This window comes from Rathayibacter sp. AY1E6 (assembly GCF_002931115.1).
Taxonomy (GTDB): Bacteria; Actinomycetota; Actinomycetes; order Actinomycetales; family Microbacteriaceae; genus Rathayibacter.
Genome location: NZ_PSVK01000010.1, coordinates 1 through 20,785, shown reverse-complemented (window position 1 = coordinate 20,785; position 20,785 = coordinate 1). Strand labels below are relative to the sequence as shown.

Here is a 20,785-nt window from a genome sequence, read left to right as displayed (position 1 = left end):
GCCCCGTGAGCGGGGGGATCAGGAGTGACGGGGCGGGGTCGATGAGGCGGGTGCGGAGGGGCGTGGGGTGGGCTCCGCGGAAGGGCGGTGAGGAGCAGAGCCGCACGCCGCTCCGGTTCGCCCGCCGCGCTGCTCAGGACAGCCGGACGCCCGTCAGCGCGAGGCCCGCGGCGGCCGCCGCGACGGCGAGCGCCGCCGTGCCGACGCCGTACCCCAGGCCGGCCGCCCAGCGCCGGTCGAGCAAGAGCCGCGCGGTCTCGACGCTCGCCGTGCTGAACGTGGTGAAGCCGCCGAGCACGCCCGTCCCGAGCACGGCCCGCCACACCGGGTCGAGGACACCGGCCAGCACGAGCCCGGTGACGACTCCGAGCAGCAGCGATCCGCTGACGTTGATCAGCGCGGTGCCGACCGGCCAGCGCGCCGGCACGAGCGACCGCGCGACCCCGTCGACGACGAGCCGCGCGGCCGCTCCGACTCCGCCCGCGAGAGCGACCGCGAGCAGAAGGCCGGGCGTCACGCCGCCGCCCTCCGCCGCCCCGCGACCGCGATGCCCAGCGCCGCGGCGAGCACGCCCAGCACGAGCGTGCCGCCGGTGTAGAGCAGGTACTCCACGACGTGGCCGCCCTCGAGCAGCGCGACCGTGTCGAGCGAGAAGGTGCTGTAGGTCGTGAATCCGCCCAGCACGCCGGTGCCGAGCAGGAGGCGCAGGGTGCGGCGCCCGCCCTCGTCCGGCCCGCGCCGTGCCAGCGCCTCGAGCAGGAGGCCCAGGAGGAACGCGCCCGGCAGGTTCACGGCGAGCGTCGCGACCGGCACGACGCCCAGCGGGGGCAGTGCGGCGCCGATCGCGGCGCGCGCAGCCGTGCCGACGGCTCCGCCCGCCGCGACGAGGAGGATCGCGGAGGGGCGCAGGTGGAGGGGTCGCGTCACTCCGCGAGGTCCCAGGGCGCCGGGCGCGACGGGTCGCGGTCGGCGCGCGGGACGACGAGCACGGGGCGGTGCTGGCGGTGCGCGAGGTGGGCGGCGACGCTCCCGCTGAGGAACTCGGCGATGCTCGCGAGCACGCCCGCGTCGCGGGTGCCGACCACGATCATCCGCGCGTCGACCTCCTCGGCGACCTCGGCGAGCGCCAGGGCGGGCTCGCCCCGCGCCGCGCGCAGCGACCACTGCACGGTGCTGCCGTCCAGCTCGTGCTCGACCGTCTCGCGGAGCCCGGGCGGGAGGGACGGGCCCTCGCCGCGGTCGGCCGCGGCGCCGACGAAGCCGAGCGGGATGCCGCCGGTCATCGGATCGACGTACTCGCCGACGAGGTACGGATCGGCCGAGACGGACACGAGCAGCAGGGCGGCTCCGGCGTCGGCGGCGACGCGGGCGGCGGTGCGCAGGACCTCGGGTCGCTGGCCGTCGACGATGCCGACGAGGACGGGCCCGGTGGGGGTGGGTGCGGTCATGAGGAGCTCCTTCCCGGTTGCGCCCCATCCTGGCACCGCACGGGCGCGAGCGGTCGGAGCATCCGTGCCGGATCCGTCGTGATCGTTCCGTTATGCGCGGGCCTCGGGCTAGAGTGGCTCGTCGCCGGATCCCCACCGGCCCCCGACCCCCCGTCACCACCGTCACCCGAGGAGAACGCACGCGTGTCGAAGCCAGGCATTCCCACCCCTGAGGAGAGTGCCGGCACCCCGACCACTGCACCCCTGACCCGGCGCGAGGCCCGCGAGGCCGAGCGCCGTGCGGCCCGGGCCGAGACGGAGACGGGCGCGGCGACCGCCGGCACCGAGGCCGAGCGCAGCGGATCGGACGACTCCGCCGCTTCCGCAGCCGCTGGCGACTCCGCGCCCACCGCCGTCGACGCCGCAACGGCCGTGGCGACCGCTCCGACCGTGTCGGTCGAGATCCCCGCCGTCGCCTCCCCCGCCTCCCGGTCGATCCCGGCCTCACCGCGCCGCGCGTCCGCCTCCCGCCCCGTCGCTCCCCGCGCCGCCGAGCCCGCCCGAGCCCGTGGCCTCAGCCGCCGCGCCCTGGCCTTCGGCACCTTCTCGGTGGTCGGCGGCCTCTTCGCCACGGCCGCGATCCCCGCGTACGGCGCCCGCAGCTCCTCCGCCACCGCGACCGGCCGCGCCGCCGCGAACCGGGTCGGCCTCCAGAACCTCACCGTCTCCTCCGACGCCGCCGGCCAGACCGCCGTCCGCGACGCCTTCGCCGCACCGACCCAGGCGCAGCTCGACGAGGCCAGCCGCCAGGCGGCCGTGCTCTCCGGATCCGACGGCGGCGAGTTCTCGACCGTGCAGACCCGCGCGGTCGGCGACGACTACCCGTGGCCCTACGAGACCATCGACGACGACGGCGGCGGACTCTCGCCCCTCGGCTACTACTACCGCGAGTGCGTCGACTTCGTGGCCTGGCGCCTCAACCGCGACGCCGGCCGCACCTCCGCGCCGTGGAAGTACACGTGGGGCAACATCACCCCGCTCGGCGGCAGCGCCTACGAGTGGCCGGACAACTGGGCCGCGAAGGGCTGGGCGACCAGCAGCGTCCCGATCGTCGGCTGCGTCGCGTGGTGGACCTACAACCACGTCTCGTACGTGCAGAAGGTCAACGACGACGGCACCGTGCTCCTCGAGGAGTACAACTACGGCGGCAAGCACAGCTACGTGACCCGCACCTTCCCCACCGCGCAGGTCCCGCTCTTCCTGTACCCGCCGGTCCTGTAGGGGGCCTGTTCCCGTCGCGCCTCGGCGGGCGGAGCGTCGCAGTCCCGCTCCCGGCGCGCGTCAGCCGAGCGCGGCGAGGAGGATCGCGAAGGCGGGCGTCGTCGGATCGACGAGCGCCATGTGGTCGGCGTCGGCGAGCTCGTGCAGCTGCACGGCGGGGTGCCGGTCGGCGTATCGGCGGCTGTAGACGACAGGGACGTCCTCGTCGAGTACGCCGTGGATCAGCGTGATCGGCTGCGGCGGCGCCGGCAGCTGCGCGGGGTCGGCGCCCGGGAGCAGCGCGAGGTCGCCGCCGAGGAGCTCCCCCACGGCGTCGTCGCTGAGGCGGTCGGCGGAGGCGGCGGCCAGGTCGAGCACGCCCGCCAGTGCCATCACAGCGGCGACGTGCGGCGACGGACGGGCGGCCTGCGACCAGACGGCGAGGTGGCCGCCGGCGGAGTGGCCGACGAGGGCGACCGGTCCGGCGCCGGGCAGCAGTGCCGGGAGCGCCGCGAGCACGGCCAGGACGTCGTCGCCGGTGCCCGGCCAGCCGCCTCCCGGGTCGCCCGTGCGCCGGTACTCGGGGAGGAGCACGTCGTGCCCGCGGTCGGCCAGTGCCGCCGCGAGCGGCCGGGCGTGCCGCCGGTCCCACCGCGCCCGCCAGAACCCGCCGTGCACGAGCACGACCGGCCGGCGCGCGTCGCCGGGCGCCCCGCGGAAGACGTCCGCGATCTGCTCCGGAGCCTCCCCGTACCGGCGCACCTCGTCCGGCTCGCGCCCCTCCGACTGCTGCATCCCCCCAGTACCTCCCCCGCGGGACGCCACGTCGGTGCGCCCGGCACGGCGTGTCGCGTACCGGAGCGGCATCTCGCGGAGAGGGAGGGGAGGGCGCGGGAGCTCGCGTCAGGACTCGAACCAGCCCCGGGGGTGGTGGTCGGCCGTGAGGGGCGTGCGCGGCCGGGTCGGGCGGGCCCAGCGGACGGCGTTCGCCAGCACGCGCCGGATGTCCGGGTGGTGGTAGACGGGGTAGTCCTGGTCGCCGGGCGAGAAGTAGAAGACCTTCCCGAGGCCGCGGGTGTAGGTCACGCCGGAGCGGAACACCTCGCCGCCGGTGAACGTCGACAGGAACACCGTCTCCTCCGGCACCGGGATGTCGAAGTACTCGCCGTACATCTCCTGCTCGGGGATGATCAGCGGGCTGGGCACGCCCTCGGCGATCGGATGCGTGGGCGCGATCGTCCAGACCAGCTCGCGGTCGCGGTCGTTGCGCCACTTCAGCGAGCAGGTCGTGCCCATGAGCGCCTTGAAGATCGACGAGTAGTGGCCCGAGTGCAGGACCAGGATCCCCATCCCCTCCTGCACGTGCCGCAGGACGCGCTGGACGACCTCGTCCGACACCTCCTCGTGCGCGATGTGCCCCCACCACAGCAGCACGTCCGTCGTCGCGAGCGCCTCCTCGGTGAGCCCGTGCTCGGGCTCGGGGAGCGTCGCGGTGCGCACCGAGACGGCGTCGCCGAGCGACTCCGCGAGCCCGTCCGCGATGACGCGGTGGATGCCGTCCGGGTAGTGGCGCAGCACGGTCTCGTCGCCGCGGGTCTCGTGGCGGAACTCGTTCCAGACGAGGACCTCGATCGGGGCGCTCATGCGACCGCCACCTCCTGCTTCTCGGCGGCGGAGCGGTAGATCGCGTCGACCACCCGGCTGCGGTGCAGCGCGTACTCGCCGTAGTGGCCGGAGTAGCGGGGGCCGCCCGCGGGCGCGTCGGCTCCCGAGGCGATCGCCTCCAGGAACTCGGCGATGACGGAGCGGTGGTGCCCGGCGGGGACCTTCACGTCGGGGTGCGAGACGGTCGGCGCTCCGGCGACCTCGGAGTAGAGCGTCAGAGTCCCCTCCGTGGCGTAGTCGGCGATGTGGAGGCGCGCGCCCCCGGCCGAGCCGAGCATCTCGACCTCGATGTCCTCGTCGACCTTCGAGTAGCTCGCCCAGGAGGCGTCGAGCTGGAGCGAGCGGCCGTTGTCGAGGCGCAGCAGGGCGCTCGAGAAGTCCTCCACCTCGAACGCGTGCGTGCCGGTGGCGGCGACGCCGTGCGGGCGCCCTCCGCGGCCGGAGCGGCCGATCTCGCCGTACGCGACCGCCGAGACGCTGGTCACGCGCGGCTCGTCGAGCAGGTGCAGCGCGATGTCGAGCACGTGGGAGCCGAGGTCGATCAGCGGGCCGCCGCCGGCGAGCTCCTTGCTCGTGAACCAGGAGCCGATGCCGGGGATGCCGGTGCGCCGCTGCCAGCTCGCGCGGGCGTGGTAGACGTCGCCCAGCGGCGCGTCGTCGAGGTAGTCGCGGAGGAAGGCGACGTCGGCGCGGCGGCGGTGGTTGTACGCGATCTCGAGCACCCGGTCGTTCGTGCGGGCGGCCTCGACCATCTCGGCCGCCAGCTCAGCGGTGGTGGCGAGCGGCTTCTCGCAGAAGACGTGCTTGCCGCTCGCGAGCGCGGCCACGGTGATCGGGTGGTGCAGGTGGTTCGGGACGCCGATGGAGACGACGTCGAGGTCGTCGCGGGCGACGAGCTCCTCCCAGTCGGCGTAGAGGTCGGGGACGCCGCGGGTCGCGCCGAGTTCGTGCAGGCGCGCCTCCTCCTGGCCGGCGAGCGCGACGACGCGGGCGCCGGGCAGGGACTGGAAGGCGTCGAGGTGGGTGGTGCCGGCGAAGCCGAGGCCGACGACCCCCACGCGCAGCTCAGTGGTGTTCTCTGTCATGCGCCGAGCCTACTCGAATCGATTCGAGCACTCCATTGGCGGTGCGGCCTCCCGGAGCATCCGACAGGCCGGCTTCAGGCCGCGAGGCGCGCCTCGAGCGCGGCGAGCGACGCGCGCAGGGCCGGCGCTTCGAGGGCGTCGCCGTCGGCGGCGGCGTGCGCGGCGGCGAACGCCTGGACCTGGCGGTGCAGCTCGACGCGGGTACCCCCGCGGGCGACGACCGCGAGCCGCTCGGCGAGGCGCACGCCGGCGCGGACGACGAGCGGCTGCTCCATCGCGTACGAGCGCAGGGCGAGGAACACGTCGGCCAGAAGCTCGCCCGCTCGAGGCCACGGGACGACCAGGCGGACGACTCCGTCGGCGTCGGAGTAGCGGCCGCGCGCCTCCGGCCGGCCGCAGAGGTCGACGAGCGCGCTGGTCAGGGCCTCGACGGCGCCGACCGCGGTGTACGGGTCGTTCGTGCCGGTCGCGAGCCCGCGGACTCCGATCTCGACCACCTGCTGGACGGCGTAGCGGAGGTCCTGGTGCGGGGTACGGGCGTCGGCGACGACGACCGCGGCGACCGCCTCCTCCTGGGCGACGGACCCCTCCAGGACCTCGAGCACCGGGTCGCCGACGAGGACGTGGTCGCCGGGCAGCGCGAGCACCCGGAGCCGCGCGTCGCCGCTGCGGGCCAGGGCGACCAGCCGCTCGATCTCGAGCTGCTCGACGTAGCCGCCGCGCACCGCCCGCAGCACGACCGGCTCGCGCCCCGCCGGCGGCAGGGCCTCCTCCGCGTCCGTCGGCTCCTCCCCGCTCTCCGGGTGCAGCCGCTCGATGACGTCGACGAGCTCGCCGAGCACCCGCTGCTGCAGCGTCGTCACCTGCACCGACAGCGCGATGTGGTGGATGAAGTAGACGAGCACCGCGACGTCGCCCACCGCGAGCAGCACCGAGAACGAGACGGCCACCACCGGCACGAACGTCAGCGACGCGTCCTCCTCGGTGTGCACCGCGCGCAGCACGATCAGCGAGTACAGGAACGTGGACGTGAGCACCGCCAGGACGACCTGGTTGCCGCGGTCGGCCATGAAGTTGCGGACCAGCCGGGGCCCGTAGGCGGAGGACGTGGTCGCCAGCACCGAGATCGTGATCGAGAACGAGGTCGCGGCGACGCCCAGCATCGTCCCGCCGATCGCCGAGAGGATCGCCCGGCCGCCGGTCGGCGACAGGTCCTCGATCAGGGGGATGCCGCTGACACCGGCGCGGACCAGCAGATGGTCGACCTCGACCAGCCCCAGCGCCAGCCCGACGGCGAGGACGCCGAACAGGGCCGGGAGGAACCAGAAGGATTCGCGGAGGTGGAGGAGCCGGGAGCGCATCCTCGAAGGCTAGAGCGGCGCCTCCTCGCGGGCCGCGCCGCCGCGGAGGCTTGCGCGCCGGGCCGGGACGTGCCGCGGCGCCTGCCGCCAAGGCGACGTCGCGTCAGGGCCGTCCGCACTGCGGGGGCGTCGTCGCGACGGACGCCGGACGCACCGGAGGCGCCGACCCCCGGGGATCGGCGCCTCCGCAGGGCGTCAGGTGACGTTGATGAGCGTGCGCTGCCAGCCGGAGGATCCGTCGGGCGCGACCGGCGCGCGGTCCTCGATCTGGACCATGCCGTTCTTGTCGACCGCGCGGACCGCGACGTAGTGCGAGCCGGGCTGGGCGTCCCAGTCGACGAACCACTGCACCCAGGTGTCGAGGTTGACCGGGGTCGAGAGCGTCGCCTCCTGCCAGTCGCCGTTGTCGATGCTCACCTCGACCTTCTCGATGCCGATGCTCTGCGCCCAGGCCACGCCCGCGATCTTGAGAGCGCCCGAGGTGACGGGGACGCCGATCCGCGGGGTGTCGATCCGCGAGGACATCTTGATGGGGGCCTCGGCGGAGTAGCCGCGCGGGGTCCAGTAGGCCTGGTCGGCCTCGAAGGTGGTGACCTTGAGCTCGGTGAGCCACTTGGTGGCCGAGACGTAGCCGTAGAGGCCGGGCACGATCATCCGCACCGGGAAGCCGTGCTCGAACGGGAGGGGCTCGCCGTTCATGCCGACGGCGAGGATCGCGTCGAGGTTCTCGTCCGTGACCGCGGTGATCGGGGTGGACGCCGTGTAGCCGTCGCTGCTGGTGGAGAGGAGCATGTCGGCTCCGCTCTGCACGCCGGCCATCTTCAGCACGTCGCGCAGGGGGACGCCGAGCCACTTGGCGTTGCCGACGAGGTTGCCGCCGACCTGGTTCGAGACGCAGGTGAGGGTGATGCCGTACTCGTCGAGGCCCATGTCGAAGATCTGCTGGAGGTTCAGCGTCACCTCGCGGTCGACCATGCCGGTGATCTTCAGCGACCAGGCCGACGGGTCCAGGTTGGGCACGGTGAGGGCGGTGTCGACGCGGTAGAAGTCGGCGTTCGGCGTGTAGAGCGGGGTGATGCCCTCGATGTCGAGCTCGGCGCCCGCGGGGACCGAGACGGTGCTGCGCGGGGACGGCAGGCGCAGGGCGTCGCGGACACCGGCGAGGGAGGAGGTCGCCGCGTTGACCAGGCGGGCACCGGTGCCGACGACGGCCGCGCCGACGGCGGAGATCAGCGCGATGCGGAAGAAGCCGCGGCGCTCGAGGGCGCCCGGACGGGCCTCGGAGGATGTTCCCCTGGCCTCCGAGGCCCGGGCCGCACGCCAGCCGCGCAGGCGCGTGAAGAGGAGGTGCATGACGACGACGGCGACGACGAGTCCGACCAGCGTGGGCACCGCGGCGAGCGGCGACGCTCCGGTGCGGGTCACGATGGCGGCGATCGAGAGGCCGCCGGCGATCACGAGCAGCACCTGGCCGAGCGGCGGGCGGACCAGCTGGAGCACTCCGGCGATCGCGGCGGCGACGACGACCGCGGCGCCCACGCTGCCGAGCAGGAAGGTCTTGTCGTTCTCGCCGAACGTCTCGATCGCGAACTCCTTGAGCGGGCGCGGGACGATGTCGACGATGAAGGCGCCGAGCGCGAGCACGGGGCTCGCGGTGCGGGCGACCGCGAGGGCGATGAGCTCGGCGACGGCGAGGAGGACTCCGCCCGTGACGATGCCCGCGAGGGCGGCGAGCAGGAAGTAGAGAGCTCGATGCTCGCGCACGGGTGCCGCTGTCTGGTTCATGGAGGAGAGTTTTCTCCCGCGACCTGCTGTTTCCCAGGGTGTCCCTGGTTTGGTCGTGTAGGCGCCTTTTTCATAACGAACAGGTAACGCACAGCGGCGGCATCTCGACGGGATCACCTCTCGCTCGGCCCGCCGCCGGGCCTCACCGCGCGCGACGCCCCCGCCGGAGGACCGCCGCGTTCGCGGTGACGATGAGGGCGATGCCGATCCATCCGGCCGCGCCGACGTCCTGCCCGAGCACGACCGCGCCGATGAGGGCGGCCAGGACGGGGTTGACGCTCATGAGCGTCCCGAACACGCTCGCCGGGAGCCTCCGGAGCGCGATCACGTCGGCCACGAACGGGACGGCCGTCGCCAGGACGCCGGCGCCGACCGCCAGGAGCACGGTGCCCGCGTCGGGGCGCGTCGAGACGAGCGTCCAGACGGCGACGGGCAGGAAGACGGCGGCGGAGATCCCGGTCGCCGTGGCGGTCCCCTGCGCTCCGGGCAGCCGGAGTCCGATGATCCGGTTGAGCAGGATGTACGCGGCCCAGCAGCACGCGGCCGCGAGACCGAGCGCGATCCCCAGCTGGTCGGACGAGGGCCTCGGCCCGGCGATCGCGAGGACGCCCGCTCCGGCGACGAGGGCGCAGAGCGCGCTGGTCCTGCTCCGGGAGCCGAGGAGCGCGACCGCCAGCGGCCCGCAGAACTCCAGGGTCACCGCCAGCCCCAGCCCGATGCGGTCGATGGCCGCGTAGAGCGTGAGGTTCATCGCTCCGAACACCACGGCGAGGAGCAGGACGGGCCACCACTGCGCGCGGGTCAGGTCGCGGATCCGCGGCCGCACGACCGGGAGGAGGATCAGCGCGGCGACGATCTGCCGGACGGCGACCACTCCGACGGATCCCAGGACCGGGAAGGCCAGAGTCCCGGAGGCCGCCCCGAGCTGATTCGAGAGGGCGCTCGCGAGGGCGGTCGCGACGCCGACGGTCCGTCCGTCGCCGGGGAGCTGCTTCGTCATGCCGGAAGTCTGCGAGCCGTCCGGCCCCGGCTCACAATGCATCACCGGTCCGATCGATGCGGGAACCGCATGAATAGGATGCGGTCATGGATCTGGAACTGCGCCACCTCCGGTCGTTCGTCGGCGTCGTCGACGCCGGGACCTTCACCGACGCGGGGATCGACCTCGGCATCTCCCAGACGGCGGTCTCCCGCAACGTCGCGGCGCTCGAGTCCGTCCTCGGACGAAGGCTCCTCCACCGGACGACCCGCAGCGTCGAGCTCGCGCCGGCGGGCGAGCGGGTGCTGCGGCACGCCCGCCGCGTCCTGGCCGTCGTCGACGATCTGCGCGAGGAGGCGGCGGCCGGAACGGACACGATCCGGATCGGCTACGCCTGGTCGGCTCTCGGCGAGCACACCCAGGAGTTCCAGCGCCGCTGGGCCGCGGCGCTCCCCCGCCACGAGCTGCAGCTGATCCGCTCCAACACCCCCACCGCGGGGCTCGCCGAGGGCCTCAGCGATCTGGCGATCCTCCGGCGCGGATCCCCGGCTGCGGACGTCGAGTCGGCTCTGATCGGCACCGAGAAGCGCTACTGCGCGCTGTCCGTCGACGACCCGCTCGCCGCGAAGCGCACGGTCACCCTCGCCCAGGTGGCGACCGCTCCGCTGGCGCTCGACGACCGGACCGGGAGCACCCGGCTCGACCTCTGGCCCGAGCACGACCGGCCGCGGATCACCGTCCCGACGACCGACGTCGACGACTGGCTCACGGTGATCAGCAGCGGCTCCGCCCGCGGAGTGACCGCGGAATCGACGGTGAGCCAGTACCGACGGCAGGGCCTCGCCTACCGGGTCGTCCGCGACGCCCCGCCGGTCCCCGTGCACGCCGCGTGGATCCGGAGCGACCCGCCGCCCCTCCTGGGCGACGTCATCGGGCTGCTCCAGGGCCTCTACCGCACCTCCGACTGACGACGACGGCCGCCGGGGGCGATCCCCGGCGGCCGTCGTCGTCACGTCACTTGCAGGTGAGAGCGGAGTACGCGGCCTGCTTCGTGGTGGTCACCGATGCTCCGTCCACGGTCGCCGTCGCGGTCACCGTCGCCGAGCCCGCGGCCACCGAGGCGGCGCGGGTGGTGAAGGCGTGCGAGGCGCTCGACCCGGGAGCGATCCCGGTGAACGCCTTCGAGCCCCAGGCGGAGCCGAGGGTGATCCCCGCCGGGACCTTCGCATCGTTCCGAGCGGTGACCGTCACCACGACCTTGCCCGCCACGCAGCGGCTGGTGGCCGCCACGGTCGTCGGTACCGTCGCCGCGGAGGCGCGGACGATGGAGAGGCGGTAGGTCGCTGTCGTCGTGTGGTCCTGCGCCGACGACTCGACGACCACGCTCGTCGTGCCCGACGCCGCGAGCGGCACCGTGCGGCGGAGGGTGTCGTCGATCAGCACGCCGTCGACCTTCACCAGACCGCTGGGCACGGCCGGGTCCAGGTCGAGCGAGACGCTCGTCGTGCCGGCCGGCACCGTGAGCGTGTGGTCCCTGACCCCGGCGGCGAGAGCCGGCGAGAGCGTCCCGACGTCGGAGGAGAGCTTCGTCAGCTCCGGGTCCGCCGCGTAGGTGGTCGACTCGGTCGTGTAGACCCCGAAGACACCGCCGACGTAGCTGGATCCGGTGCCCTGGAAGCGCACCGTGACGACGGGGATCTTCTGCCCCTTCGCGTCGAGCACGTACTTCCCGCTCTGGTCGCGCTTGTAGCTGTCCTTCGCGGCGAGACCGCTGAGGATCGACGCCGGGATCCGGTCGTACTGGACGTACCAGCTCGTCGCTCCGGCCGCTCCCGAGACCACCTCGGTCTTGAGCTTCACGTCGTTGAGGTAGACGTCGAAGGTGCGTCCCGCGTCGCCGCCGTAGTAGCGGACCCCGAGGTAGTTCGCCGGCAGAGCCGGGTCGACGATCATGTCGTACTGGAAGTACGCCTCCGCCGAGCGCTCGCCGTCGCGGTACCCCTCGCCGCGCCAGGTCCCCACCGAGGACCGCGCGGTCTTGTAGTTCTTGTCAGCCTCGCTGTTGTTGTTGTCGAAGGAGGTGAGGGAGTCGATCGTCGTCTCGTCGACGCGCAGCTGCTCCTTCTGCGTCCGGATCAGCTCCTGGGCCGCGGCCGAGTCGGGCTCGATCAGGGTCATGTAGGTCGCGTAGCGGGCGTTGTAGAGGCTGTAGTACGGAGTGAACACCCGGGCCGCGGACGCGGCGTCGACGTTCTTCATGCCGAAGCGCATCGTCGTGCGGCCGTTGCCGTCCGCGCCGTCGGGCAGGCGGACCAGGTTGCCGCGGACCGCGGACTTCCAGGCCGCGGAGTCCGCGACGACGACGTTCGAGTTCACGGACTTGTCGGCCGTGCCCATGCGCACCAGGACGCCGGCGACGTAGGACGCCTCGACGTTCGAGCGGTTGAGCTCGGTCGCCAGCAGCACCGGTCCGTAGCGGAACGCGGTCCAGTCGGGGTTCTCCGTGTCCGCGACCGCGCTGACCGCGGCGGGCAGCTTCCAGGTCAGCACGTCACCGGCGGCGACGGCGACCGAGACGTATCCGGCCTGGGCCGTGACGGCACGGACGGCACCGTTCACGGTGAGCGTCGGCGCTCCGTCGATCCAGGACGGCACGCGCAGCTTGAGGGTCGTGTCCGCGGCCACGGCTCCTCCGGCCAGCGCTTCGACCCTCAGGGTCGCCGTGTCCGTGCTCGGGATGTCCGCCGTCTGGGTCAGCCGGAGGTTGTTCGCGGAGGAGCGGAGGACCGAGGAGCGGAACTGGTTCACGAAGACGGTCTTCGGCTTCTCGAAGTAGATCGAGTCGCCGAGCTTGGTGAAGCTCTCGATACCCGAGCCGTGGTCGCACCAGAACTCGTCGAGCTCGTGCCCGAAGACCTTGGCGTAGCCCGCGGTCTGCGGCTGGAAGTAGGTCACCATGCCGGTGTCCGGGTTCTGCACCGAGAGGACGCCGTTGATGAACGTCTCCTCGTAGAAGTCGGCGTACTTCACGTCCTCGGTCACCTGGAACAGCGCCCGGGTGAGCTTGAGCATGTTGTAGATGTTGCAGCCCTCGGAGGTCGAGTTCTCGCCGTAGCCGGTGGTCTGGCCGTTCGTGGCGTACTCGTACAGGGTGCCGGGTGCGTGGAAGTGCTCGGACTGGCTGTTGCCGCCGTTGGCGTAGGTGTGGGTCTCGTCGACCATGCGCCAGAAGTTCTCGGCGGCACGGCGGTACATGTCGAGATCCGACTTCTCCGCGGCGGTGAGCGTGGCGTAGAGCGCCGGGTCGTCGGTGAAGACGCGGTAGCGCTTCAGCGCGCCGATCAGCTTCGGGACGGTCGTGTTCGCGTGCAGCCCGTTGAGGATGTCCTCGTTGTTCGCGAGCTTCTGGAACAGCGCGGTCTCGTCGAAGTACTCGGCCGCGCGCTTGTGCGCCGGGTCGTGCGTGGTCTCGTACAGGCGGTAGAGCGCCTCGTTCATTCCGCCGTACTCCGTGTTCAGGAGCTGCCCGGGGTTGGCCTGGCGGCCCGCCCAGGCGGTGATCCAGCTGCCGAAGCCGCCGGCGACGGTGAGCGCCTTCTGCGAGACGGCGTCGGGCGCCTGGTCGTGGGCGTCGAGGAGGCCTGCGAGCACCTTGTGCAGGTTGTAGAAGGGGACGAGCAGGCCGTCGCCGCCCGAGGGGAGGTAGCGGGTCGGGAACGGCGAGACGTAGCCGGCGTTCGCGGGGTCCTTCAGCGCGTAGGCGTCCTGGACCTTCTTCAGACCGTCGACGGAAGCGGTGAGCTTCGCGAGCAGAGCCGCCTTGGTGGCCGCGTCCTCCTCGGTCGCGTAGGCCTGCGAGAGCGCCGAGAGGTAGTGGCCGAAGAAGTGGCCCTGGAACCGGGTGCCGTTCTCGCGCTCCCAGCCCCCGTATCCGCCGCTGGTGGTCGGCGTGAGCCCGGCCTCGCGGTAGAAGGAGTAGAGGAACATCTCGGGGTCGAGGCTCAGCAGGTACTCGACGGTCTGCTGCTCCCCGTTCTCGAGGTAGGGGTCCTGCACGGAGACGTCGGACAGGCCGGCCTCCAGAAGGTAGTTCGACGTCTTCACTCCCCGGGGCTGCACCTGGAGAGTGTAGGTCTTCGTGACCGCGGTGCTGCCCCCGTAGGTGGCGGAGCCGGTGAGGACGACCTGCGTCGCGGAGCCGGTGGGCGGCGTGACCGCGGCCGTGCCTCCGCTGATCGCGACGGTCGCCGGGTCGGAGGAGGTCCAGCTGAGGGCGGACCCCTTCGCGCCGACGGTGGGCAGGGTGAAGCCGGTGCTGGTGCTCGCGGGCGGGGCGACCAGCTCGAGGTCGGCCCGGGCGATGCTCGCGGGGTCGAAGGAGGGGTTCCCGGCCTTCGTCAGGGCGACGACGTCGGTGGTGGTGGCGACGCCGTTGTAGAGCGCGTAGTCGTCGAGCAGGCCGCGCAGGTGCGCGCCGTTGTACTGGGGGCCGTTGAAGCCGAGGGTCTTCGTCGACGTGCTCTCGGAGCCGAGGACGCCGGACGCGGAGGAGGACGGCGCGGTCTTGACGACGGCGGTCTGCTTCACCCCGTTGCGGTAGAAGGCGACGGCCTTGGTGCTCTTGTCGTACGTGGCGACCACGTGCGTCCACTCCCCCGCGGGGAAGAAGCCGGAGCGCGCGGTCTCGACGGCGACCTTGTACGGCTGACCGCCGGACGGGCCGATCGAGAGGGCGAGCGGGGTGCCGTCGCCCTCGGAGGTGAGGTACCAGCCGTCGGAGTTGTAGGCGGTCTTGTTCCAGGTGAAGACCTGCTCACCGGTCATCGCGCTGGTCGGCTTGTACCAGAAGGAGACGGTGAGGTCGGCGGGCTGCAGCGCCGCCGCAGTGCCGAGCGAGATCGCGTTCGATCCGGTGAACTCGAACGCCCGGCCGTTCAGGCCGGTGCCGTAGGAGGCCGTGCCCTTCTGCATCCCGAGGGCGGTACCACGACCGCTGGTGTCGGCGAGCGACCCGTCGAACGGGAGCTCGAGCACCTTCGCGGCGTCGAGCGAGGTGGTGGGGGCGGCCTGGGCCGTGGGGCCGACCGACAGGAGACCCGCCGTCAGCGCCATCACCGCCACGGTGGCCAGGGGGAGTCGTCGTCTCATTCGTGAGGCCTCTCGTCGTTGAGAAATCCGGCCCAGGGGGGCGGGCCGCCTCGAATGTTACCGTTAACAATCGTTTTCGGTGAGGTTTCGGTGAGAGGACTGACAGGGTCCTCGAGCGCTCAGCGGCGCCGGTCCAGAGCCGCCCGGAGGTACGGAGCGGTGCGGCTGCCCGCGGCCTCGGCGACCTCCTCCGGAGTGCCCGTCGCGACCACCGAGCCGCCGGCCCGGCCCGCCCCCGGGCCGAGGTCCACGACCCAGTCCGCGTCGGCGACGACGCGCATGTCGTGCTCGACGACGATCACCGTGTTGCCCGCGTCGACCAGGTGCTGCAGGTGCTCGAGCAGGCGGTCGGCGTCGGCGGGGTGCAGGCCCGACGTCGGCTCGTCGAGCAGGTAGAGCGTGTCCCCGCGCTGGGCGCGACGCAGCTCCGAGGCGAGCTTCACCCGCTGCGCCTCTCCCCCGGACAGCTCGGGCGCCGGCTGGCCGAGCGAGACGTAGCCGAGCCCCACGTCCACCAGCGCGTCGAGGTGGCGGGCGACCTCGCGGTCCTCGGCGAAGGCCTCGCGCGCATCGGCGACGCTCAGCGCGAGGACGTCGGCGATCGTCCGGCCGCCCAGGGTGACCTCGAGCGTCTCGTCGTTGTACCGGGTGCCGCCGCACGCCGAGCAGGGCGCCTCGACGGTCGGGAGGAACAGCAGCTCCACCTCCACGGAGCCCTCGCCCTTGCAGACGGGGCAGCGCCCGCTGGGCAGGTTGAAGGAGAATCGGCTCGCCGAGAAGCGGCGGCGCTTCGCCTCCGGAGTGGCCGCGAAGAGCGTCCGCACCCGGTCGAACAGGCCCGTGTACGTCGCGACGTTCGAGCGCGAGGTCCGGCCGATCGGGGTCTGGGTCACCTGCACCACCCGGCGCAGGCGGTCCGCGGGCCCGGAGGCGGTGCCGCGGGTCGCCGCCGCCGCCGCGTCGAGCAGCGGGTCCGCCTCCCCGACCTCCTCCGTCGGCGCGTCCTCGGCGACGTCGGCGCGGAGCGAGGCGCGCAGCAGATCGGGCAGCGCCTGGTTCACGAGCGTCGACTTGCCCGATCCGGAGACGCCGGTGACCGCGGTGAGCACCCCGACCGGGAACGCGACGGAGAGGTCGTCGAGGGTGTGCCGCGAGACTCCGGCGAGCTCGATCCACTGCTCCGCGGTGCGGCGGGAGCGCAGCGGCGCCGGGTCGCCCTCGGGGAAGAGGTAGCGGCGGGTGACGGAGCCGCGGGCGCCCGGCAGGCCGTCGAGCGGGCCGGAGTAGACGACGGTGCCGCCCCCCGACCCCGCGCCCGGGCCGATGTCGACGATCCAGTCGGCCTCGCGGATGACGTCGAGGGAGTGCTCGACGAAGAAGACGGTGTTGCCGGTCGCCCGCAGGGTCCGCAGGATGCCGAGCAGCGCCTCCGTGTCGGCGGGGTGCAGGCCCGTGGACGGCTCGTCGAGCACGAAGACGACGCCGAAGAGGCGCGAGAGCACCTGCGTCGCGAGGCGCATCCGCTGGAGCTCCCCCGAGGAGAGCGTCGGCGTGGAGCGGTCGAGCGAGAGGTGGCCGAGGCCCAGGTCGACGATCGGCGCGAGGCGGGCGACGAGGTCCTCGACCAGCCGCTGCGCGGCCAGGCGGGTCTGCGGAGCGCCGTCGGCCGGGGTCCAGCCGGGCTCCAGCACGCGCCGCGCGACGACGACCAGCTCCTCGAGCGGGAGCGCTGACAGCTCGGTGATGTCGAGCCCCTCGAAGGTGACGGCGAGCGCGTCGGGCTTCAGCCTCCGGCCGCCGCACACCGGGCAGGCGACGCTGACGACGAACGAGGCCGCGCGCTCGCGCATCCGGGCGCTCTTCGAGCCGGCGAAGGTGTCGAGCACGTAGCGGCGCACCCCGAGGAACGTGCTCATGTAGCGCGGCTCGTCACCGGCGGCCACGGCCGCGCGCACCTCCGCGGGAGAGCGGTCGGTCCACACGGGAACCTGCGGGGAGTCAGGAGTGTGCAGGATCCAGTCGCGGTCCTCCGCGGGCAGGTCGCGCCACGGAGCGTCGATGTCGTGTCCGAGCGAGATCAGGCTGTCGCGCAGTTGCTTGCCGTGCCAGGCGGTCGGCCAGGCGGCGAGCGCCCCGTCGCGGATCGAGAGGGAGTCGTCCGGCACCATCAGCTCGTCGGGGACGTCGTAGACCCGGCCGATGCCGTGGCAGCTGGGGCACGCGCCCTGCACGGTGTTGGCCGAGAAGTCCTCTGCGAGCAGCATCGGCGCGCCCTCGGGGTAGGCGCCGATGCGCGAGAACACCATCCGCACCACGCTCGAGAGCGTCGTCGCACTGCCGACCGTGGAGCGGGCCGAGCCTCCGGAGCGCCGCTGCGGGAGGGCGACGGCCGGCGGCAGGCCCTCGATCGAGTCGACGTCCGGCACGCCGACCTGGTCGATCAGCCGCCGCGCGTAGGGGGCGACCGACTCGAAGTAGCGGCGCTGCGCCTCCGCGTAGAGCGTGCCGAAGGCGAGCGAGCTCTTGCCCGATCCGGAGACCCCCGTGAAGGCGACGAGGGCGTCGCGCGGCACGTCGACGTCGATGCTCCGGAGGTTGTTCTCGCGGGCGCCGCGCACGCGGACGTGGTCGAGGGGGTCGGTGGTTCCAGGCGCGCTCATCCGTACAGCCTGCCGTGCCGGGATGTGGGGCGGCCGCCGCGGAGCTCCGAGGCGCTCGACGCCGAGACGGCCCGCTCCCGGCCGAGGCACCGCGGTGGGGCGGTCTCTCGGCGGGGGCGGGCCGTCTCGGCGTCAGCGGCGCGCGTGCGTCAGCAGGTGCGCGCCAGGTAGGCCGCGGTCAGGGCGCCCGCGGTGAGCGAGGCGGCCGGGACCGAGGCCTGACGGGTGGTGAAGGCGGCCGAGGCGCTGGCACCGGGGGCGGCGGTCAGCGTCTGCGAGGCGCCGAACGGCGAGCGGATGACGACCGAGAGGGGCGTCGTGCCCGTGTTCTTCACCACTCCGGTGAGGACGACCTTGCCCGCGACGCAGCGGGTGGACGCGGTGAGCGTCGAGGTCGGTGCCGTCACCACCACGGTCGCGGTGACCGTGACGGCCGTGGAGCTCGAGAGCCGACGGTCGGCGGCGTTGTAGGCCGTCGATCCGTTCGCGCCCACCCACTGGTTGTCGTTCGCACCGATCGTGCGGACGACTCCGGTGACGGAGTAGCGGCCGGGCGCCGTCGCCACCGCGGAGGTGTTCCAGGTGACCGGCTGCGAGGCGGTGCCCCGGTTGTAGGCGAGCACGACGTCGGCGCGGGCGGGCAGAGCCGCCGCGGCGTCGGTGCCGGAGGCGACCGTCACCTCGCCGAGGTCCGAGCGGACCGCGGAGGCGGCGTCGGCCGAGCGGACCTCGGCGTACTGCCCCGCGGTCAGGGAGACGATGCCGCCGTGCTTGGTCGACGAGGCGAGCGAGAAGCCCGGGTCGGTGAGCTGGGTCCAGCCCGTGTCGAGGTCGTTCGTCACCATCGGCTTGTAGCCGGTCGCGGGGATCACGTCGACGTACAGGTACCAGGTGTCCTCGCCGTGGTCCTTGAACACCGCGGGGCCCTCGACCCCACCGGGGTTGCCGCCGGACCACACCGCGCCGATGCGCGACTGGATCTGCGTCCACGAGGTCGTCGGCAGCCACCAGGTCGCCGAGGTGGTCGACTCCATGTAGATGCCCTTGCCGGTGCCGTTGTCCTTCGAGATCCGGTAGGTCGTGCCGGAGTCCTGGATCAGCGTGGTGTCGATCGTGTCGGCCCCGGTGTCGATGAAGGTGCCGCCGTACGAGTAGGTGGCCTGCGTGAAGTCCGTGGTCGCTCCCCAGAGCACGCGGGAGGATCCGGTGCCCGGCGTGTGCGCCGCGGTCGGGTAGACCGTCGAGGACCAGTAGACGACGAACGCGCCCTTGCCGGGTCCCGCGTAGTCCGGCACCCACGTGGCCTCGGGAGCCCACATCATGCCGGCCTCGAGCTTCTTCGTCCCCGCGGCGTCGAGCGCCACGTCGAACTGCCGGACGTCGCTCCACGACACGAGGTCGCTCGACTCCCAGACGTTCATCTTCGTGCTGCCCTTGGTGGTCCAGTAGCACCAGGTGTCGCAGGCGCTGGGGCCCCGGTCGCCGCCGAAGACGCGGAGGTCCGTGGCGATGATGTAGTACTTCTTCGTGTCGGGGTTGTAGGTCAGGTACGGGTCGCGGACACCGGTGGTGCCGAGGTCGGAGGCCAGGATCGGCTTCGCGCCGTTGAGCGGGTCCCACTTCTCCGGGTCGTCGCCGCGGGAGACGTCGAGGTAGATCTTCTCGGCGTAGCCCTGGGAGTCCTCGACGAAGTGGACCATCATGTAGCCGTAGGGGGTGTCGACGCCGACCTGCGGCTCGACCGTCACGGCGATCGAGCGGGTCTGCACGATTCCGCGGATCGACGCCGTCGCGGTGAGCGACGAGGTGCGCGCGGCCTGGCCCACGGCGGGGCGGTCGGCGCTGAGGGTGCGGCCGTCGGCCGAGACGCGCAGGGTCGGGTCGCTGGAGGACCAGGTCACCGCTCCCCCGTAGTCGGGCAGGTTGGTGGTCGAGTCGTCGACGGTGAGCGGGGCGACCCCGGCCAGCACGGCGGCGGCGATCGGGGAGAACGTGGAGGCGTGAGGCTTCGCGTCGACGCTCGACACGGCCACCACCTCCGCCCCGGTGAGCGCGCGGTCGTAGACGCGGAACGCCGAGACCTCGCCCGTGTAGAACGGGTCGGGGTACGGTGCGCGGCCGATCGTGTTGAGCGACTGGTCGGCCACCGACGAGGGGCGCAGGGCGGTGGGCGCCGAGGCGACCTGGACGCCGTCGACGAAGAACGAGATCGTGCCGGCGCTGCCGTCGATCACCGACGTGAGGCTGTACCAGCGGTCGGCGGTGAGGGCGGAGGCGCTGCGGGCGTTGTTCTCGCCGTTCCCTCCGCTGGTCGTGATCGCGGTGCGCACGCGATCGCGGACGGACGCGAACCAGTACTGGTTCGTACTGTCGCTGCCGATGTTCCACAGGAAGTGGAAGTTCGAGAGCATCGACGCGTCGGCGCGGGTCTCGATCGTGACGGTGGCCGACGAGCGGCCGGTCAGCAGGTTCGCGGGCAGCTGCACCCAGGGGGCGGTGGTGCTGCTCTTGGGGCCGCCGGTGAGGCGGAGCGACGTGCCGGTCCAGAGCGCGTCGGTCGCGTTGCGGACGGTGGCGGCTCCCACGCCTCCGCTCACGGTGTTCGGGACCGTGCTGCCGGTGGTCTGCGTGAACCGGTAGTCGGCGAGGAGGCCCTGCTGCGGGATCACGGCATCGGCCGCCTGCGCGGCCGGAGCCGGGGCGACGAGGCCCGAGAGCAGCACTGCTCCGAGGCCGAGCGCGGCGAGCGCTGCGCGCAGCGGCGCTCGCCGCGCGGGTGTGGTGGTGGGGGGCATGGTGCTCCTTCAGTGGAGTAGTGCGGTTCAGGGAGGGGGAGAGGATCTCGGGGTGCCGAGCCCTGCTGGGTCGAGCAGCGCCGTCAGGGGCGTGTCGGAGCCTGTGTGCGGAGCACGAAGGGCTCGATACGCCGCCGGGCGGCTGCTCGACCGGCAGGGAGGGGCAGCTGCTCGACCGGCACGAGGGATCAGCCGCCGGGGTTCGTGTCGGTGTACCCGGTGGTCGGGGCGGTGGTGCCGAGTGCCGCGAGGGTGGGCGCCTTCCGCATCACGACGGGGTTGCCCGGGCTGTCGCGACCATGGAGCAGTCGCCGTCGTGGAACTCGATCGCGGGGTCGGCGGTGTCCGGCGCGATCGGGTCGGTGGAGGTCGGCTCGCCGAGGGCGACGGCCGGGGAGGCGGCGGTGAAGGGCAGCGGAGCCACCGCGGCGAGGAGGATCAGCAGCCCGGCCGTGTGGCGGCGCCGGAGCCCCGCGGATCGGGGGAGCTCGGCGTCGACGGGCGTCGATGCGGTCGTCATCGTGACTCCATCGTCAGGGGCGGCGTGGGGCCCGGAGGCGCACCGTGAGCGGCGCGCCCCCGGGGGCGCGCCGCTCACGGTGCGCCTCCGGGCCCCACGC

The 20,785-nt window shown here is 73.1% G+C and carries 15 protein-coding genes; 2 read left to right on the top strand and 13 right to left on the bottom strand.

Going from position 1 to position 20,785, the window contains the following annotated elements; genetic code table 11:
* Window positions 1-133: 133 nt before the first annotated feature.
* Genes C5C46_RS10000 through C5C46_RS16935 form a run of 3 tightly spaced genes read right to left on the bottom strand, consistent with a single transcriptional unit; the run spans window position 134 to window position 1,448 of the window.
* Window positions 134-517 (bottom strand): CrcB family protein, encoded by a 384-nt coding sequence (locus C5C46_RS10000; protein ID WP_104226584.1) that lies wholly within the window; start codon window positions 515-517, stop codon window positions 134-136.
* On the bottom strand, window positions 514-927 hold the full coding sequence (locus C5C46_RS16940; RefSeq protein ID WP_104313543.1) for a CrcB family protein: 414 nt from the start codon (window positions 925-927) through the stop codon (window positions 514-516). The genes C5C46_RS10000 and C5C46_RS16940 overlap by 4 nt, the downstream gene beginning before the upstream one ends.
* Window positions 924-1,448 carry a universal stress protein gene (locus tag C5C46_RS16935; protein ID WP_104239244.1) on the bottom strand — a complete coding sequence of 175 codons (525 nt, stop codon included), beginning with the start codon at window positions 1,446-1,448 and terminating at the stop codon, window positions 924-926. Before C5C46_RS16935 ends, C5C46_RS16940 begins: the two co-directional genes overlap by 4 nt.
* Window positions 1,449-1,631: 183 nt before the next feature.
* Here C5C46_RS16935 and C5C46_RS09990 point away from each other — a divergent pair, with 183 nt between their 5' ends.
* The gene (locus tag C5C46_RS09990) at window positions 1,632-2,708 is read left to right on the top strand and encodes a CHAP domain-containing protein (RefSeq protein WP_146078975.1); all 1,077 of its coding nucleotides are present in this window, start codon (window positions 1,632-1,634) and stop codon (window positions 2,706-2,708) included.
* A 60-nt stretch (window positions 2,709-2,768) separates the two neighbouring features.
* On the opposite strand, the gene C5C46_RS09985 is transcribed toward C5C46_RS09990, so the two are convergent.
* The 6 genes from C5C46_RS09985 to C5C46_RS09960 form a co-directional block, all read right to left on the bottom strand.
* Window positions 2,769-3,482 carry an alpha/beta hydrolase gene (locus tag C5C46_RS09985; protein WP_104226582.1) on the bottom strand — a complete coding sequence of 238 codons (714 nt, stop codon included), beginning with the start codon at window positions 3,480-3,482 and terminating at the stop codon, window positions 2,769-2,771.
* A 108-nt stretch (window positions 3,483-3,590) separates the two neighbouring features.
* On the bottom strand, window positions 3,591-4,331 hold the full coding sequence (locus C5C46_RS09980) for a ThuA domain-containing protein (protein WP_104226581.1): 741 nt from the start codon (window positions 4,329-4,331) through the stop codon (window positions 3,591-3,593).
* Complete coding sequence (locus C5C46_RS09975) at window positions 4,328-5,437, bottom strand: Gfo/Idh/MocA family protein (RefSeq protein ID WP_104226580.1); 1,110 nt, start codon at window positions 5,435-5,437, stop codon at window positions 4,328-4,330. The genes C5C46_RS09980 and C5C46_RS09975 overlap by 4 nt, the downstream gene beginning before the upstream one ends.
* Window positions 5,438-5,511: 74 nt before the next feature.
* Complete coding sequence (locus C5C46_RS09970) at window positions 5,512-6,798, bottom strand: DUF2254 domain-containing protein (protein ID WP_104226579.1); 1,287 nt, start codon at window positions 6,796-6,798, stop codon at window positions 5,512-5,514.
* A 195-nt stretch (window positions 6,799-6,993) separates the two neighbouring features.
* Entirely contained in the window at window positions 6,994-8,583 is a 1,590-nt protein-coding gene (locus tag C5C46_RS09965) for a molybdopterin-dependent oxidoreductase (RefSeq protein WP_104226578.1), read from the bottom strand.
* Between the two features lie 142 nt (window positions 8,584-8,725).
* Window positions 8,726-9,583 carry a DMT family transporter gene (locus tag C5C46_RS09960; RefSeq protein ID WP_104226577.1) on the bottom strand — a complete coding sequence of 286 codons (858 nt, stop codon included), beginning with the start codon at window positions 9,581-9,583 and terminating at the stop codon, window positions 8,726-8,728.
* An 86-nt stretch (window positions 9,584-9,669) separates the two neighbouring features.
* Here C5C46_RS09960 and C5C46_RS09955 point away from each other — a divergent pair, with 86 nt between their 5' ends.
* Window positions 9,670-10,530 (top strand): LysR family transcriptional regulator, encoded by an 861-nt coding sequence (locus C5C46_RS09955; protein WP_104226576.1) that lies wholly within the window; start codon window positions 9,670-9,672, stop codon window positions 10,528-10,530.
* A gap of 46 nt (window positions 10,531-10,576) precedes the next feature.
* On the opposite strand, the gene C5C46_RS09950 is transcribed toward C5C46_RS09955, so the two are convergent.
* The 4 genes from C5C46_RS09950 to C5C46_RS09925 form a co-directional block, all read right to left on the bottom strand.
* Window positions 10,577-14,710, bottom strand: coding sequence for a beta-L-arabinofuranosidase domain-containing protein (locus C5C46_RS09950; protein ID WP_104226575.1), 4,134 nt, complete (start codon window positions 14,708-14,710; stop codon window positions 10,577-10,579).
* 119 nt (window positions 14,711-14,829) lie between these two features.
* A complete protein-coding gene (locus tag C5C46_RS09945) occupies window positions 14,830-17,370 on the bottom strand; it encodes an excinuclease ABC subunit UvrA (RefSeq protein ID WP_104226574.1) in 2,541 nt (846 codons plus the stop codon).
* A gap of 149 nt (window positions 17,371-17,519) precedes the next feature.
* On the bottom strand, window positions 17,520-20,165 hold the full coding sequence (locus tag C5C46_RS16930; RefSeq protein ID WP_181136514.1) for a LamG-like jellyroll fold domain-containing protein: 2,646 nt from the start codon (window positions 20,163-20,165) through the stop codon (window positions 17,520-17,522).
* Window positions 20,166-20,433: 268 nt separating this feature from the next.
* Entirely contained in the window at window positions 20,434-20,685 is a 252-nt protein-coding gene (locus C5C46_RS09925) for a hypothetical protein (RefSeq protein ID WP_104226573.1), read from the bottom strand.
* Between the last annotated feature and the right edge of the window lie 100 nt (window positions 20,686-20,785).